This window comes from Kitasatospora sp. Ki12 (assembly GCF_054601375.1).
Map to the genome: position 1 here is coordinate 2,262,469 of NZ_BAAIHT010000002.1, position 14,020 is coordinate 2,276,488.

11 protein-coding genes are annotated in these 14,020 nt (G+C 72.8%); 4 read left to right on the forward strand and 7 right to left on the reverse strand.

Translation table 11 applies throughout. From position 1 onward, the window contains the following. Positions 1-50: 50 nt before the first annotated feature. Both ACYP53_RS27380 and ACYP53_RS27385 read left to right on the forward strand, forming a co-directional pair. Positions 51-575, forward strand: coding sequence for a hypothetical protein (locus ACYP53_RS27380; RefSeq protein WP_459649374.1), 525 nt, complete (start codon positions 51-53; stop codon positions 573-575). Positions 576-645: 70 nt separating this feature from the next. Beyond that, positions 646-1,092 (forward strand): hypothetical protein, encoded by a 447-nt coding sequence (locus ACYP53_RS27385; protein ID WP_459649375.1) that lies wholly within the window; start codon positions 646-648, stop codon positions 1,090-1,092. 46 nt (positions 1,093-1,138) lie between these two features. Here the strand turns inward: ACYP53_RS27385 and ACYP53_RS27390 are convergent, their stop codons facing one another. The 3 genes from ACYP53_RS27390 to ACYP53_RS27400 all read right to left on the reverse strand — a co-directional run bounded on the left by ACYP53_RS27390 (position 1,139) and on the right by ACYP53_RS27400 (position 4,993). Continuing rightward, positions 1,139-2,074, reverse strand: a complete 936-nt coding sequence (locus tag ACYP53_RS27390) for a hypothetical protein (RefSeq protein WP_459649376.1) — start codon at positions 2,072-2,074, stop codon at positions 1,139-1,141. 253 nt (positions 2,075-2,327) lie between these two features. Beyond that, positions 2,328-3,830, reverse strand: coding sequence for a purple acid phosphatase family protein (locus ACYP53_RS27395; protein ID WP_459649377.1), 1,503 nt, complete (start codon positions 3,828-3,830; stop codon positions 2,328-2,330). Between the two features lie 305 nt (positions 3,831-4,135). Further along, positions 4,136-4,993 carry an S-methyl-5'-thioadenosine phosphorylase gene (locus tag ACYP53_RS27400; protein WP_459649378.1) on the reverse strand — a complete coding sequence of 286 codons (858 nt, stop codon included), beginning with the start codon at positions 4,991-4,993 and terminating at the stop codon, positions 4,136-4,138. A 218-nt stretch (positions 4,994-5,211) separates the two neighbouring features. Between ACYP53_RS27400 and ACYP53_RS27405 the strand changes: the two genes are divergently transcribed. Then, complete coding sequence (locus tag ACYP53_RS27405) at positions 5,212-5,823, forward strand: transglycosylase family protein (protein ID WP_459649379.1); 612 nt, start codon at positions 5,212-5,214, stop codon at positions 5,821-5,823. 149 nt (positions 5,824-5,972) lie between these two features. Here ACYP53_RS27405 and ACYP53_RS27410 read toward each other — a convergent pair whose 3' ends face one another. The 3 genes from ACYP53_RS27410 to ACYP53_RS27420 all read right to left on the reverse strand — a co-directional run bounded on the left by ACYP53_RS27410 (position 5,973) and on the right by ACYP53_RS27420 (position 10,386). Next, positions 5,973-7,784, reverse strand: a complete 1,812-nt coding sequence (locus ACYP53_RS27410) for an APC family permease (RefSeq protein ID WP_459649842.1) — start codon at positions 7,782-7,784, stop codon at positions 5,973-5,975. Between the two features lie 407 nt (positions 7,785-8,191). Further along, positions 8,192-9,844 (reverse strand): multicopper oxidase family protein, encoded by a 1,653-nt coding sequence (locus ACYP53_RS27415; RefSeq protein WP_459649380.1) that lies wholly within the window; start codon positions 9,842-9,844, stop codon positions 8,192-8,194. 107 nt (positions 9,845-9,951) lie between these two features. Then, positions 9,952-10,386, reverse strand: coding sequence for a DUF6153 family protein (locus ACYP53_RS27420; RefSeq protein ID WP_459649381.1), 435 nt, complete (start codon positions 10,384-10,386; stop codon positions 9,952-9,954). Positions 10,387-10,636: 250 nt separating this feature from the next. Between ACYP53_RS27420 and ACYP53_RS27425 the strand changes: the two genes are divergently transcribed. Further along, a complete protein-coding gene (locus ACYP53_RS27425; protein WP_459649382.1) occupies positions 10,637-13,045 on the forward strand; it encodes a collagenase in 2,409 nt (802 codons plus the stop codon). Positions 13,046-13,114: 69 nt separating this feature from the next. On the opposite strand, the gene ACYP53_RS27430 is transcribed toward ACYP53_RS27425, so the two are convergent. After that, entirely contained in the window at positions 13,115-14,011 is an 897-nt protein-coding gene (locus tag ACYP53_RS27430; RefSeq protein WP_459649383.1) for a LysR family transcriptional regulator, read from the reverse strand. Between the last annotated feature and the right edge of the window lie 9 nt (positions 14,012-14,020).

Sequence of the window (14,020 nt, forward strand, 5' to 3'; positions counted from 1 at the left end):
GCGGCCGCAATCCGACACGGCGATTGGACCATCGGATCGTCCCTCGGCGCGTGCGCCAGTCACGGGTCTGCGCCAGCGCCAACATGGCGCACTTCCTCTCCGGCACCGGCGAGCCGCTCGATCTGAACGTCGAGGACATGCTGAGGGACATACCCGACTTCCAGGGGAGCGTTTCCACCACGCTGGACGGAAACATCCCGGGCTGGGAAGCCGAGGCTCTGGCGGAGTACCGGCGCACCGGCAAACCCGTCGCGCCGGTTCAGCAGACCGGTTGGCAGCCCATGTCCGCGACGCCCGAGAGCAGCAAGGACTGGTTCTACGCGGTCGGTTCCTTCCACTACAACACCGGAGCGAAGATCGAGGTCAGGCCGACCTCACCCGGTGCTCCGCCGGAGGTGACCGTCACCTACAAGACGCACGTCCGCGACCGGTACAACTGGGACCACCGGAAGGGGACCGACGTGCCGGGCATCGGCTATGTTTCGGACGACGACCTCCAGCGCCTCCACCGGACCGGTCTGGCGCAGGAGTTCGACATGGGAGGCAGCAGTAGGAACAGGACCAGGAAGCTCTGACATGACGTCCGGTGGTTCCGCTCGCAGGCCGTGGACGCGTTGGCTCCTGGGTACGTTCCTCGCGCTGTGCGTGCTGGTCACCGTGGGATGCGTCTGGTGGGGTGTGGCCGGGGTCCTGCGGACCTTCGATCCGCGCGAGACCGATGCCGACCGCGCGGAGCGGCTGGCGGGCCTGCATCACGAGCAGCACCCCGCCAAGGGGCGGTACTACATCCCGGCGGACGCCGTGCTGTCCCGAACCGCCGACGGGAAGCCGGTCGCCTACCTGCACTACGGACTCGGCGGGGGCGACGACGTCAACATCGACGACTTCCTCAGCACGTACGACCTGGCCCGGCCCGGAGCCCCCGCGCCGCTGCCGGAGGACCTGCGGGCCGCGCTGCCCGGCGACGAACCCGCCGAAGGCTCGCTGGTGCCCGGCGGGCAGGCCGGGCGGCAGATCCTCGTGGTGGCGCGGCCGTCCACCACGTCCACACCGGGCGCGGCCGACATCTACGTCCGGGCCACCGACACCTGAGCGGGCCCGCCGCGCTGAGTGCGCGGCGGGCCCGGGTCATGAAGCCTCAGGAGGCGGCGAGCCAGGCGGCGGGGCCGCCGACCTGGGTCCAGTTGGTGCCGCCCTGCCACTGGAAGACGCCGCTGCCGTCGGGGCTCAGGCCGTAGACGTGGCCGGCGCCGTCGATGGTGAACTCGGCGCCGGGGCCGCCGATCCGGGACCAGCTCCCGCCGCTGTAGCGCCAGACGTCCCCGGTGCCGGGGTTGGTGGCGAGCAGGGTACCGCCGCCACCGGCGACGATGCTGCCGGCCGGGCCGCCGACCTGGGTCCAGTTGGTGCCGCCCTGCCACTGGAAGACGGCGCTGCGGTCGGGGCTGAGGCCGTACACGCGGCCCGCGTCGTCCACGGCGAACTGGGCGCCGGGGCCGCCGATCCGGGTCCAGCCGGTGCCGTCGTAGCGCCACACGTCCCCCGTAGCGGGGTTGGTGGCGATCAGGGTGTTGCCGCCGGCCGCGATGCTGCCCGCCGGGCCGCCGATCTGGTTCCAGCTGGTGCCGCCCATCCACACGAACACACCACTGCCGTCCGGGCTGAGCCCGAAGACGTGCCGGCTGCCGTCCAGGGCGAACTGCTTGCCCGGGCCGCCGATCCTCGACCAGCTGTTGGGGCTCCAGTTGTAGACGTAGAGGTCCCCGCTGGTCGGGTTGGTGGCGACCAGCCCGCCGCCGCCGGAGACGATGGTGGCGGCCGGGCCGCCGACCTGGGTCCAGGCGGCGCCGTTCCAGTTGTAGACACCGCCGCGGTCGGGGGAGAGCGCGAACAGGGCGGTCGAGACGGTGATTTGGGCGCCCGGCAGGGCGACGGACGCGGCCGCGCTCACCGGTGCGAGGGCGACGGCGGACGTGGTGGTGGCCGAGGCCGGGACGGCCAGCAACGGCGCGGCGCCGAGCGCGAGCGCCAGGCCGGCGAGAAGGAGCTTGCGGGTCGTGGCACGGAGGTGCATCGCTTCCAACCTTCTGGTGGTGTGGGAGTGCGAATGGCGCGTGCTGGTGATCCGAATGATCCGCGTGGTCCGCGCGATCTACGTGATCCGAACTGCCAGTTGTCGGCATGGACATGCCGGGGACAATCCTGCCCGCCGCCCCGTGGCCTGTCTTACGACGAACTGCGGATTGCCCGCCGCACCCGGGTGCGCTAAAAGCAACCCGGACCTGCCGCGAACTGCACGGCGGGCCCGGGAAGTCGGAGCCAATGGGTCAGCGCGCGACGGCCTTCGCGCCGCCCCGGGAGTCGCTGTCCTCGTCCTCGCCCTGGTCGTCGTCCCAGCCGTCGCTGCGGTCGCGGTGGAGGGTGAAGCGGTCGTACAGGACCGGCGTCGGGAAGGGGTTGGCGGCGGTGGCGGGCACCGAGTGGTAGTAGCTGACGGTGATGGTGGTGCGGCCGCCGGGCACCAGGCCCGGGTCGACGTCGAAGACGGCGACGCCGTACGGGTACTTGGTGTCCGGATCCGTCACCGCTGACCAGTGGGCCTTCTCCTTGGCGTCCGGGTCGGCCTTGAAGGTGAGCCGCTGGGTGCGGACGAAGGCCTCGCGCACGCCGTCGCCGTCGGCGGGCAGATAGACGTCGTCGTGCCCGGCGGTGCCGCCGCCGCCGAGGATCAGGTGGACGGTGCCCTGCGAGGTGTCGATCTGCCGCAGGTCGTCGTCGGCCACCGCCGGAGTGAGCAGCCCGCCCGGGGCGGTGCCGCGCACCGGGTGGGTGCGCTCGTAGTCGTGGTCGTGGCCGGCCAGCACCAGGTCGACGGAGTAGCGGTCGAGCAGTGGCAGCAGTTTCTCGCGGATGCCCATGTCGCCGCCGTGGCTGGCGGAGGAGGAGGACATCGCGAACTGGTGCATGTTGGCGACGATCCAGTCCACCGAGCGGCCGCGCCGGGCCCGCGACAGCACCCGTTCCAGCCAGCGGAGTTGGGCGCCCTCGCTGTAGTCGCTGATGTAGATGGACTGCCCGGTGGCCGGGTCGAGGCTGGCGTCGTCCTCGACCGCGATCTCGTTGCCGTCCAGGCTGACGAAGAGCACCGAACCGATCTGGAAGCTGTACCAGTTGCCGCAGTGGTCGCGGGTGCCGTTGTCGGGCAGTTCGAAGCGGGTCAGGTAGGAGGCGTACCCGAGGTCCCCGCCGCCGGCCTCCACCTCGTGGTTGCCGGGTGCGGGCATCCACGGGCGGTTCGCGGCCGACGTGGACAGGTTGTTCATGAACGCGTTCCAGCACTGCGGCTGGAGGTCCGTGTTGTTGTTGGCGTACGCGAGGTCGCCGTTGAGCAGGTGGAACAGCGGGTTGAACTGCTCGACCTGGCGGACGGCCGCGGCGCCGTGGATCGAGGACTTCTTGAACACGTTGTCGCCGGTGCCCAGGTCCCCGAAGCTGGTGAACCGGAAGGCCGCCCGGCCGCGCGCGGGCGCCGTGCGGAAGGTGCCGCGCACCGGGTCCGCGCCGTCGTGCAGGACCTCGTAGACGTACGTGGTGTCGGGCCGCAGGCCGGTCAGCCGGACGTGGTGGGTGAAGGTCTCGACCTTGTTGAGACCGTCGACGTAGGTGCGGGTCGCCGCGTCCACGGTGTGTCCGGCGCCGCCGCGCGGGGTGCCGATCCGTACCCGGGGGCGGCGCACGGAGGCGCCGGTCGCCCAGGAGACCGTCATCTCCCGGGAGGGCTCCTCGCCCCACTGGAGGTGGATCTGCTCCGGGCCGGGCGTGCCGGCCACCGCCGGCTGGGTCCACAGCAGGGTGGACGCGGGCAGTGCGGCGAGCGCGCCGGCCGCCGTCCCCGTCCGAAGGACCGTCCTGCGCGAGGGATGTGTCGAAGGGTGTGTCGAAGGATGGACCGAAGGGTGTGCCACGACTGCCGCCTCCTGGGCTCCGGGAATCGCCCAGGAGGCTCCCAGCCGAACCGCACGGCCGGACCACGGCCGGCCGTGCGTACGGGGAACGGCAGTTGAACACCGGTCGGCCGGAAAACGTCGGTGCACGACCCGCGCCCCCACGACCCGTGGCGACCGGTCAGCGGGGCTCAGCCGGTGGCGACCACGCCCGGCAGACCGGTGGCGACCCCGTCCAGGGCGTGCGAGCAGACGCAGTCCCGCGCGGCGGGCAGGCTCTCCAGTGCCTTGAACAGCACCGTGCGCAGCCGGTCGACGTTCCCCGCGAAGACCTTCAGCACCTCGGCGTGGGTGACGCCCTCGCCGCTCTCCACCCCCGCGTCGAGATCGGTGACCAGCGCGAACGAGGTGTAGCAGAGCCCGAGTTCACGGGCGAGGACGGCTTCCGGGTGGCCGGTCATGCCGACCACCGACCAGCCGTTGGCGGTGAACCAGCGGGACTCGGCGCGGGTGGAGAAGCGCGGTCCCTCGATCACCACCAGGGTGCCGCCGTCCACCGGTTCCCAGTCCGCGTCGCGGGCCGCGTCCAGGGCCGCCCGTCGCCCGGCCGGGCAGTACGGGTCGGCCATCGACACGTGCACCACCTCGGGGACGGAGCCGTCCGGCAGCGGCAGCCCGTCGTAGAAGGTCTGCACCCGCCCCGAGGTCCGGTCGACGAACTGGTCTGGCACCAGCAGCGTCCCCGGCCCGAACTCCGGCCGCAGCCCGCCCACCGCGCACGGTCCGAGCACCTGCCGCACGCCCAGCGAGTGCAGCGCCCACAGGTTGGCCCGGTAGTTGATCCGGTGCGGCGGCAGCCCGTGGCCGCGCCCGTGCCGGGGCAGGAAGGCGACCCGCCGCCCGGCCACCTCCCCCACGAACAGCGCGTCGCTGGGCGCCCCGTACGGGGTGTCGACGCGCACCTCGGTCACGTCGTCGAGCAGCGCGTAGAGCCCCGAGCCGCCGATCACGCCCAACTCGGCCCGTACGGTGCCCTGATCGCTCGTCATCGTTCGTACCCTTCGTCGAGGAACGTCCGGGCCACCCTACGGGGGGTGGGTGGAACGGGGTACGGCCGATCGGCCGCGGGCCGCCGGGGTGGTCCCGCGCGGCCGTGCGGGTGACCTGCCGGACGTGTCGGCGGCGGCGCGCCCCACTGGTCGTGCGTCGGTGGGAGTGCGCCGCCTCCGGTCGGCGCACGCCCTGTCCCCGGATCTGAGAGCCGCCGATGCCTCCCACCGCTCGTCTCCGTCGCCTCGTCCCCACCGCGCTCTGCGCCCTCGCCGTGGTCCTCGCCGCCCCCGCGGCCCACGCCGCGCCGCCGGGGCGCGACACCGGGTCCGACCCCGGACGGGCGGGTGACGACCGGTACGACTGGGACAGCGTGGCGGCCTGCGAGAGCAGTGGCGACTGGCGCGTCAACACCGGCAACGGCTACTTCGGCGGCCTCCAGTTCGACCAGCCGACCTGGCGCGAGAACGGCGGCCTCGCCTACGCCCCGCGCGCCGACCTCGCCACCCGCGACCAGCAGATCGCCGTCGCCCAGCACCTGGCCGGCCACCGCGGCCTCTCCCCGTGGCCGGTCTGCGGCGCCCGCGCCACCCGGGACCACGACCGCGGCGGCGTCCTCCCGCCCCCGGCCGCCGCGGCCACCCCCACCGGAGCCGGGACCCCCGGGGGCGGCACCTGGACCGTCCGCGAGGACGACACCCTGGCCGACCTCGCCGAGCGGCTGCGCGTCCCGGGCGGCTGGCCGGCCCTGTACGCCCTCAACCGCACGGCCGTCGGCGAGGACCCGGACCTCATCCAGCCCGGCACCGTCCTCGACCTCCCCTCCTGACCCGCCGCCTGGACCCGTCCCCGCCGCCCACGCCCTCCCCTTCCCGGGCGTGGGCGGCGCCGTGCCCGGTCACACCGAAGACGGCCCGGGAACGCCGACGGCCCGGCCGCTCACCGGGAGCGGACGGGCCGTACGGGTACGGGCAGGGGTCAGCCGACGTGGACCCGCGGACGGCGTGAGCGGTCGGGTTCGGCCTCGCGCAGCACCTCGCGGGTGACCGGTGCGACCTCGCCCTGGCCGAACAGGAAGAAGCGCAGGAACTGGGCGAAGGGGTTGCCCTCGGTCCACTCGAAGTAGAGGTGCGGCCGCTGCCCGGTGCGGTCCCGGACGGTGAGCGCCAGGGCGGCGATCGCGTTGGGGATGCTGGAGCTCTCCAGGGTGAGGACGCGGTAGCGGCCGTGCAGGACCTCGCCGCGGACGGTGAGCTCGGCCTCGAAGTCGGAGGCGTCGCGGACGGTGACCTCGACGAAGACCAGGTCGTCCTCGCCGGGGATGTCGTTGTCGGCGCGGATCTGGCGGATCTTGTCGCGGTACTCGGCGTTGTCGCGGCGGCTCGGTTCGTTGGCGATGAGCCGCAGCGGGCGGTGCGCGTAGTCCCTGATGAAACGTTCCGCCACATCGTCCAGCGCGACGTTCGTGACGCGCAGCTCGAAGGCGCGGCGCAGCCGGGAGAGCAGCGAGACCAGGATGATGCCGGCGATGAAGCAGGCACCGATCTTGAGACCGTCCGGCCGCTCCATGCAGTTCAGCACGGTGGTGTAGAGGAAGACCGCCGAGATCGCCGCGAAGGCGACCGTCCAGCCCTTCTCGCGCTTGCGGTACGCGGCGATGGTCACCGCGATGGCCGCCGAGCTGATCAGCACCAGCACGCCGGTCGCGTACGCGCCGCCCTGGGCGTCCACGTCGGCGTCGAAGATCCAGGTGACCAGGAAGCCGACCACGGTCAGCACGATCACCATCGGCCGCACCGCGCGCGCCCAGTGCGGCGCCATGCCGTAGCGCGGCAGGTAGCGCGGCAGCAGGTTGAGCATGCCGGCCATCGCGGAGGCGCCGGCGAACCAGAGGATCGCGATGGTGGAGAGGTCGTAGACGCTGCCGAAGGCGCCGCCCAGGTACTCGTGCGCCAGGAAGGCCAGGGCGCGGCCGTTGGCGTCGCCGCCGGGCTTGAACTGGTCGGCCGGGATGAGCAGCGTGGTGATGAAGCTGGTGGCGATCAGGAAGCAGCTCATGATCACGGCGGAGGTGGTGAGCAGCTTGCGGGCGCCGCGGATCCGGCCGGCCGGGTTGGCCTCGGTGTCACCGGGCGCGCCCTCGATGTGCGGCATCACGGCGACGCCGGTCTCGAAACCGGACAGGCCGAGCGCCAGCTTCGGGAAGGTCACCAGGGCCACGCCGACCATGATCACCGGGTTGCCGTGCTGGGCGGTCAGCGCGTCCGTCCAGTCGGTGACCACGTGCGGCGCCTCGATGATCTTCCAGAGGCCGACGGCCACCACGACCACGTTCAGCGCCAGGTAGACGCCGACCAGCGCCACCGCCAGGCCGATCGCCTCACTGAAGCCCTTGAGGAAGACCGCGCCGAGCAGCGCCACCAGGACCAGCGTGATCAGCACCTGCTTGCCGCCGAGCATGCCGTTCAGGTGCGGGTTCTCCACCAGGTGCGCGCTCGCGTCGGCGGCGGACAGCGTGATGGTGATCAGGAAGTCCGTCGCCGCGAAGCCCAGCAGCGCCAGGACGAACAGCTTGCCCTTCCAGAACGACAGCAGCCGCTCCAGCATCGCGATCGAGCCCTCACCCCGCGGGCTCTCCTTGGCCACCCGCCGGTAGACCGGCAGCGCGCCCAGCAGGGTGACGACCACCAGCACGATGGTGGCGATCGGCGACAGCACGCCCGCGGCGAGGGCGGCGATGCCCGGCTGGTAGCCGAGCGTCGAGAAGTAGTCCAGGCCGGTCAGGCACATCACCCGCCACCAGCGCTGGCCGGCGTGCGCACCGCCCGTGCCGTGTGCCTCGGAGTCCCCCGTCTCCGTGTCACTGTCCGTGCCCGCGTCCGGGGCGGTCTTGGAGGCGGACACGTCCTCCAGGAGCCAGCTGCGGAGCCGTATTCGCGCCGACGACGGATCGTCCGTCGTCGTCTCCGTCGAACCCGACGAAACCACCTTGCACCTCTTGTTTAAAGACCCCGTAAAGCGCCGTCGGGCGACGGCAGTGCGCCAGGCTATGCGACGGGCGTTAAGGGCACGTCATCGGGACGCGTTAAGAAAACGTCATGACGCCGCAGGTCGGCGCGGGTGCACGGCGCGGCGGGCCGGGACGCCGGGGTGCGGAGCGGGCTCCCCGCCCCGGCGTCCCGGGATGCGGACGGGGGTTACGCCTGGTAACCGAGGACCGTCATCATGCCCGTCTCCGCGTGGTACACGTTGTGGCAGTGCACCATCCACAGCCCCGGGTTGTCGGCGTCGAAGTCGACGGCCAGGGTCGCGCCCGGCAGCACGATCGCGGTGTCCTTGCGCGGGCCGCCGCCGGGCAGCGCGAAGCTGTGCCCGTGCAGGTGCACGGGGTGCCACATGGCGGTGCTGTTGCGGAACTCCAGCCGCACCCGCTCACCCGCCGCCACCGGGTAGCGCTGCGCCGGGTCGTACCGGCGGCCGTTGAACGCCCAGTCGGCCTTCGCCATGCCGCCGGTGAGCTCCAACCCCACCGTACGGTCGGGGGACTTGGCGGACAGTCGGACGTCCGGGCCGGCCTTGAGCTGCCCGGCGGTGACCAGCTTGCCGTCCAGCTCGGCCGGGCGCACCGAGGCGTCGGGCGCGGCGCCTCCGCCGGTGCGCAGCACGGCCAGCGCGGTGGCGTTCTTGCCCTCGGCGAGCGCGGTCAGCGGGAAGACGCCGTCCTGGGCGGTGACCAGGACGTCGTAGCGCTCGCCCATGCCGAGCAGCAGCGCCCGGGTGGTGGCCTGCTCGACCGGGAAGCCGTCGGTGTGGGTGACGGTCAGCTCGTGGCCGCCGAGGGCGACCCGGTAGGCGGTGTCGCCGGCCGCGTTGATCAGCCGGATCCGGATCCGGTCGCCCGGCTTGGCGGTGAAGGTCTCGGGCGCGGTGGCGAGCCGGCCGTTGACCAGGTGGAACGGGTGGGCCACGTCACCGGCGTCGCCGCCGAGCAGGGGGCTGGAGGCACCCATCAGCATCCGGGAGGGGCCGGTTGCTCCGCTCGCCGCACCAGATGCGCTTCCCATGCCGGGCATCCCCGGCATGTCGTGGCCGGAGCCGCCCGAGTGGTCCGTCCCGCCCATCCCGCCCGTGCCGCCCATGCCCTTGGCGAGTTCGGCGAGGACGGCGTCCGGGGTACTGCCGTCGACGCCGTCCACCCAGTCGTCCAGGACGACGACCCACTCCTTGTCGTACCGCAGGGGCTCCTTCGGGTCCTCGACGATCAGCGGCGCGTACAGGCCGCGGTCCTGCTGGACGCCGGAGTGCGGGTGGAGCCAGTAGGTGCCCGGGTGGGTCAGCGCGAAGCGGTAGTCGAAGGACCCGCCGGCCTTGACGGCGGCCTGCGTCACGCCCGGCACGCCGTCCATGTCGTTGCGCAGCGCGAGGCCGTGCCAGTGCAGCGAGGTGGGCTGCGGCAGGTGGTTGGCGAGGGTGAGGGCGAGCGTGTCGCCGACGGTGGCCCGGACCTCCTGACCGGGCAGGCGGTCCCCGTACGCCCAGCTGCGGACGGTGCGGCCGCCGAGGTCGAGGGTGGTCTCGGTGGCGGTGAGCGCGACCTTCCGCTCCGGGCCCGGGTTGCGCCGGGCCTCGGCGGCGGCGACCTCAGGGCCGTTCGGGGCGACGAAGCCGGTGGGCGCGGCGCCGGAGGCGGTGGCCGAGCCGGTGGCGCTGCCGGTGCTCCCGGTGGCGCCGTGGTTCATGGCGGAGTGGTCCATGCCCTTCATCGAGTCGGACGAGCAGGCGGCGACCAGGCCGGCCCCGGCGGCGCCGAGCGCGGCGCCGAGGACGGTACGACGGGTGGGTGTGCGCATGACGGAGTGCACCTCGTGCGGTGTGGTGTGGGTGAGCGGGACGTCGCGTCCGCCGTTCCGTGCACGGGCCTGTCGGGGCACGCGGGCACGGGACGGCGGGCGCGCGCCTACTGACGCAGCACCGAGAGCCGGGTGAGGAGTGTCCGCCCGCCGCCGGGCGGGGGCAGCGCGCGGACGGCCCGCAGCAGCCTGGCCCGCACCTCGGCGGCGGCGTCGCCGCTGCGGCGCAGCAGGTGGCCGGCGACGAGCAGCGCCAGGGCCCAGCCGACGAGGACGGCGAGGCAGACCGCCATCGGGTCCATGCCGTCGGCGGAGGCGGGGTCCGTGGCCGAGGCCGGTACGGGCTCAGCAGCCATCGTGTGGTGTTCGGGAAGCTGCTGCGCCGCCGTCACGCGGTCGTCACCCCTGTGGTGCCCACCATGTCCGGCAACCGGATGCCCGAGCGTGTGCATCGTCAGGACGCCCAGCAGCAGCGCGGCGAGGAGGAGCGGGCGCAGCACCCACGGGACGGCGGGCCCGAACGGTCGCGGTGACCGCGCCATCGTTCGCCTCCCCACCGTCCTAGCTGATCCCGTACCCCCGCAGGGTATCCCGAACTGCGGCGGCGGACCGAGCCGGGGTCAACTTCGTTCACCCTCTTGGCAGGTGCAATTTCACATTGCTATGTTACGCCTCACTCGGGGGCGGCCCCGACCCCGCACCGCCCGCCCCCTCCCCCCGGCAGTCCCGGGCCGGACCCCCACGGCACTGCCGCCTCGCACCGCCCTGCCACTTCCCCCTCCAGGAGTTACGGTGTCAACTTCCCGCGTTGCCAAGCGAGTCCTGCTCGCTTCCGCGATGGCCCTCACGCTCACGCTGCCCACCCTGCAGACCGCCCAGGCCCTCACCCCCACGCCGTCGTCCCCCTCGGCCCCCACGGCCCAGTCGGCCGCCCCGGCCACCCCGGCCACGCCCGCCCAGGCCGACCCCGACCGGCGCACCGCCTACGACGACGTCGACCACCTCGGCACCGACGCCGCCAAGCCCGGCGCCCCCGCCCCGGCCCCCGGCGGCGGCTCGCTCGGCGACTCGCTCATCCCCGGCCTGCTGCCCGACCACGTGGGCGCGCCCGCGCCCACCGCCGGCCCGGTCACCGCCACGGCCGCCACCGCGCCCACCACCGCCGCGGGCGTGCCCTGTACCGTCGACGGGCTCACCGGCCTCGGCGCCGACCAACTGGTCGCCTTCCTCACCGATCCCGCGGTCACCGCCGACGGCTGTCTCAACACGCTGCTCTGGACCTGGGACGCCCGCTTCACCACCACCATGGACAACGCCCACGTCCAGGCGGTCGCCAAGCGGATCGCCCAACTGTCCGCCACCGACGACGGCACCGGCTCCTCACACGTCTACGAGCTGTGGACGTACCTGCACGCGACCGTCTACCACGCCTTCACCCACCACGAGTTGAACGTCTCCGACCCCGCCACGCTCAGCTCGGTCCAGCAGGCGGTCACGGCGTACGCGGGCAGCGCGCACGCCTTCGACCGCACCGACCTCGCCGCCAACGTCCTGCGCGAGACGGCCATCACCGCCGGCACCGACGGCCTCCGCCAGAACAACCTCGGCCTCGCCCGGCGCATCCTCGGCGTGCTCGCCCCCGGCACCACCGTCGCCGACAGCGCCGCCTGGGGCAAGGCCGTCCTCCAGGCGCTCAACCTCAACTACCTGGGCATCTACAACCAGGACCCGGCCTTCCTCGCCGCCGTCACCGCCGACGCCGACTACCGCGCCGCGTTCCGCGCGTACGCCTCCTGGGGCCACCTCAAGGGCACCCGGAACGCCTGGACCGCCCGTGACGCCGTCGCCGAGGCCGGCCGCTTCGGCCAGATCCCGGCCCTGCGCGACGCCACCGTCGCCGGCCTCGGCGCGCTGATCGACACCACCAGGACCTCCTTCGGCGAGTGGTCCGACCCGTGGGTCAAGGCCATCGGCTGGGCCGCCACCTACGGCGTCTGCCACCAGTACGGCGTCTGCGTGTCCGATCTGGAGGCCAGGCTCTTCCCCCACACGTACACCTACGACAACGGCGCCATCGAGGTCCGCACCGCCCTCGACAAGGCCACCGTCGACCAGATGTACTACGCGAGCAAGCAGGTCAAGACCCAGTTCTTCCGCGTCCTCGGCACCGACCAGCCGCTCGCCGGGGACACCAACTCCACGCTGCACATCCACCTGTACGCCTCGCGCGCCGACTACGAGGTGTACCAGCCGGTCCTCACCGGCTACAGCACCGCCAACGGCGGCATGTACATCGAGCGCGGCGCCACCTTCTACACCTACCAGCGGCGCGTCCCGCAGGACTCCCAGCTCACCCTCGAGGAGCTGTTCCGCCACGAGTACACCCACTACCTCAACGGCCGCTGGGCGGTGCCGGGCTACTTCGGCGACGCGCGCTGGTACGCCGACGACAAGACCACCGCGATGGACGAGGGAACCGCCGAGTTCTTCGACGGCGCCACCCGCGACCAGGGCATCCTGGTCCGCAAGTCGCTGGTGCGCAAGCTCGCCGCCGACGAGGCCGCCGGCATCCCGCGGATGACCGTCGCCCAGCTCCTGCACGCCAAGTACACCGACACCCCGGCCTTCCACTTCTACAACTACGCCGGCACCTTCTTCGAGTTCCTCTGGCAGAAGCACCCCACGCTGCTGCGCGAGATGTACGGCTACGAGCGCGCCGACGACCCGGCCGGGTTCGACGCCTGGCGCACCCGGGCGGGCGCCGACGCCGCGCTCCAGAAGGAGTACTCGGCCTTCCTCGACGAGCAGATCAAGAACGTCGACAAGCTGTACGTCCCGTCGACCTCCTTCATCGCCGACGACGCCCTCGACCTCGCCTGGGCCGACGACGTCCAGGAGGAGTTCGCCGCCGCCACCTCCTCCACGCCCACCTGCAAGGACAACGGCGACTGGGCCAACAAGCCGATGCGCTTCGTCTGCACCGGCCGCATCACCGCCAACCTCTCGGACTCCGCCAACCCGGACAGGGTCTTCAAGGACATGTCCGACACCGTGGACTACTTCCTCCTCACCCGCACCAAGAACGTCGACGGGGCGAACAACCTCAACGACATGAACTGCACCTTCGGCAAGGTCGACGTCTGGAAGACCGGCAAGGCCGGCACCGCCGACTACACCTGCGAGGGGCCGCTCCGCCGGTAGCCGTCCGGAATCCACCGGCAACCACCGGGCGCGGTACGGACTGTGGGGTCCGTACCGCGCCCGGCCGGCTCACTCCTCCCGCACCTGCCGGACGGCCGCCGCCAGGTGTTCGCGGAACCAACGCTGGCCTGGATCGGCCGAGTTGCGCGGATGCCAGGCCATCCCCAGCTCCAGCGGGGCGAGTTCGAGCGGGATCGGGAAGGTGCGCAGCCCCAGCGCGTCGAGTGTCTCCGGCAGCCAGTCCGACAGGCCGAGCGCGACGAGGTCGCTGTCCCGGGCCAGCAGCATCGCGGTGGTGTGGCTCGGCACCACCACCGCGACCCGGCGCCGCAGTCCGCGCTCGGCCAGCACGGTGTCGATCGGCCCGAGCCGCTTGCCCCGCCGCGAGATGCCGATGTGGTCGGCCGCGGCGAAGCGCCGGGCGGTGATCCGCCCCTCGAACAGCGGATGGCCGCTGCGGGCCACACCCACCAGCGGCGCCCGGACCAGCGGCCGGGTACGGATCTCCGGGTCCAACTGCCCGAGCACGCCCACCTCGACGTCCACCAGCCCCTGACGCAGCGCCGGCCCGCCCTCCAGCGCCTCCGGCAGGAACAGCACGTCGACCTTCGGCGCCTCCGCGCGGATCCGCTCGGTCAACGACCCGGCCACCCGGACCAGCACCACGTCGCTGGTCTGCACAGTGAAGGTCCGCTCCAGGTGCACGGGGTCGAACCCCGCCCCGGGACGCAGCACGTTCTCGCAGCCCCGCAGCAACGCGCCCACCTCCTCGCGGAGTTCGAGCGCCCGCGGGGTCGGCACCATCCCCTGGCCGGCCCGCACCAGCAGCGGGTCGCCGACCGCGCGGCGCAGCCGGGCCAGCATCCGGCTCACCGCCGCCGGCGAGGTGCCGAGCCGCTCGGCGGCCCGGGTCACACTGTTCTCCTGGAGCAGGGCGTCCAGGGCCCGCAGCAGGTTGAGGTCCATGATTCGGCT

What these genes read in the sequence shown, in the direction of transcription:
- ACYP53_RS27390 (WP_459649376.1), bottom strand. Translation starts at nt 2,074, where the DNA reads ATGCACCTCCGTGCCACGACCCGCAAGCTCCTTCTCGCCGGCCTGGCG.
- ACYP53_RS27400 (WP_459649378.1), bottom strand. Translation starts at nt 4,993, where the DNA reads ATGACGAGCGATCAGGGCACCGTACGGGCCGAGTTGGGCGTGATCGGC.
- ACYP53_RS27405 (WP_459649379.1), top strand. Translation starts at nt 5,212, where the DNA reads ATGCCTCCCACCGCTCGTCTCCGTCGCCTCGTCCCCACCGCGCTCTGC.
- ACYP53_RS27410 (WP_459649842.1), bottom strand. Translation starts at nt 7,784, where the DNA reads ATGTGCCTGACCGGCCTGGACTACTTCTCGACGCTCGGCTACCAGCCG.
- ACYP53_RS27415 (WP_459649380.1), bottom strand. Translation starts at nt 9,844, where the DNA reads ATGCGCACACCCACCCGTCGTACCGTCCTCGGCGCCGCGCTCGGCGCC.
- ACYP53_RS27420 (WP_459649381.1), bottom strand. Translation starts at nt 10,386, where the DNA reads ATGGCGCGGTCACCGCGACCGTTCGGGCCCGCCGTCCCGTGGGTGCTG.
- ACYP53_RS27430 (WP_459649383.1), bottom strand. Translation starts at nt 14,011, where the DNA reads ATGGACCTCAACCTGCTGCGGGCCCTGGACGCCCTGCTCCAGGAGAAC.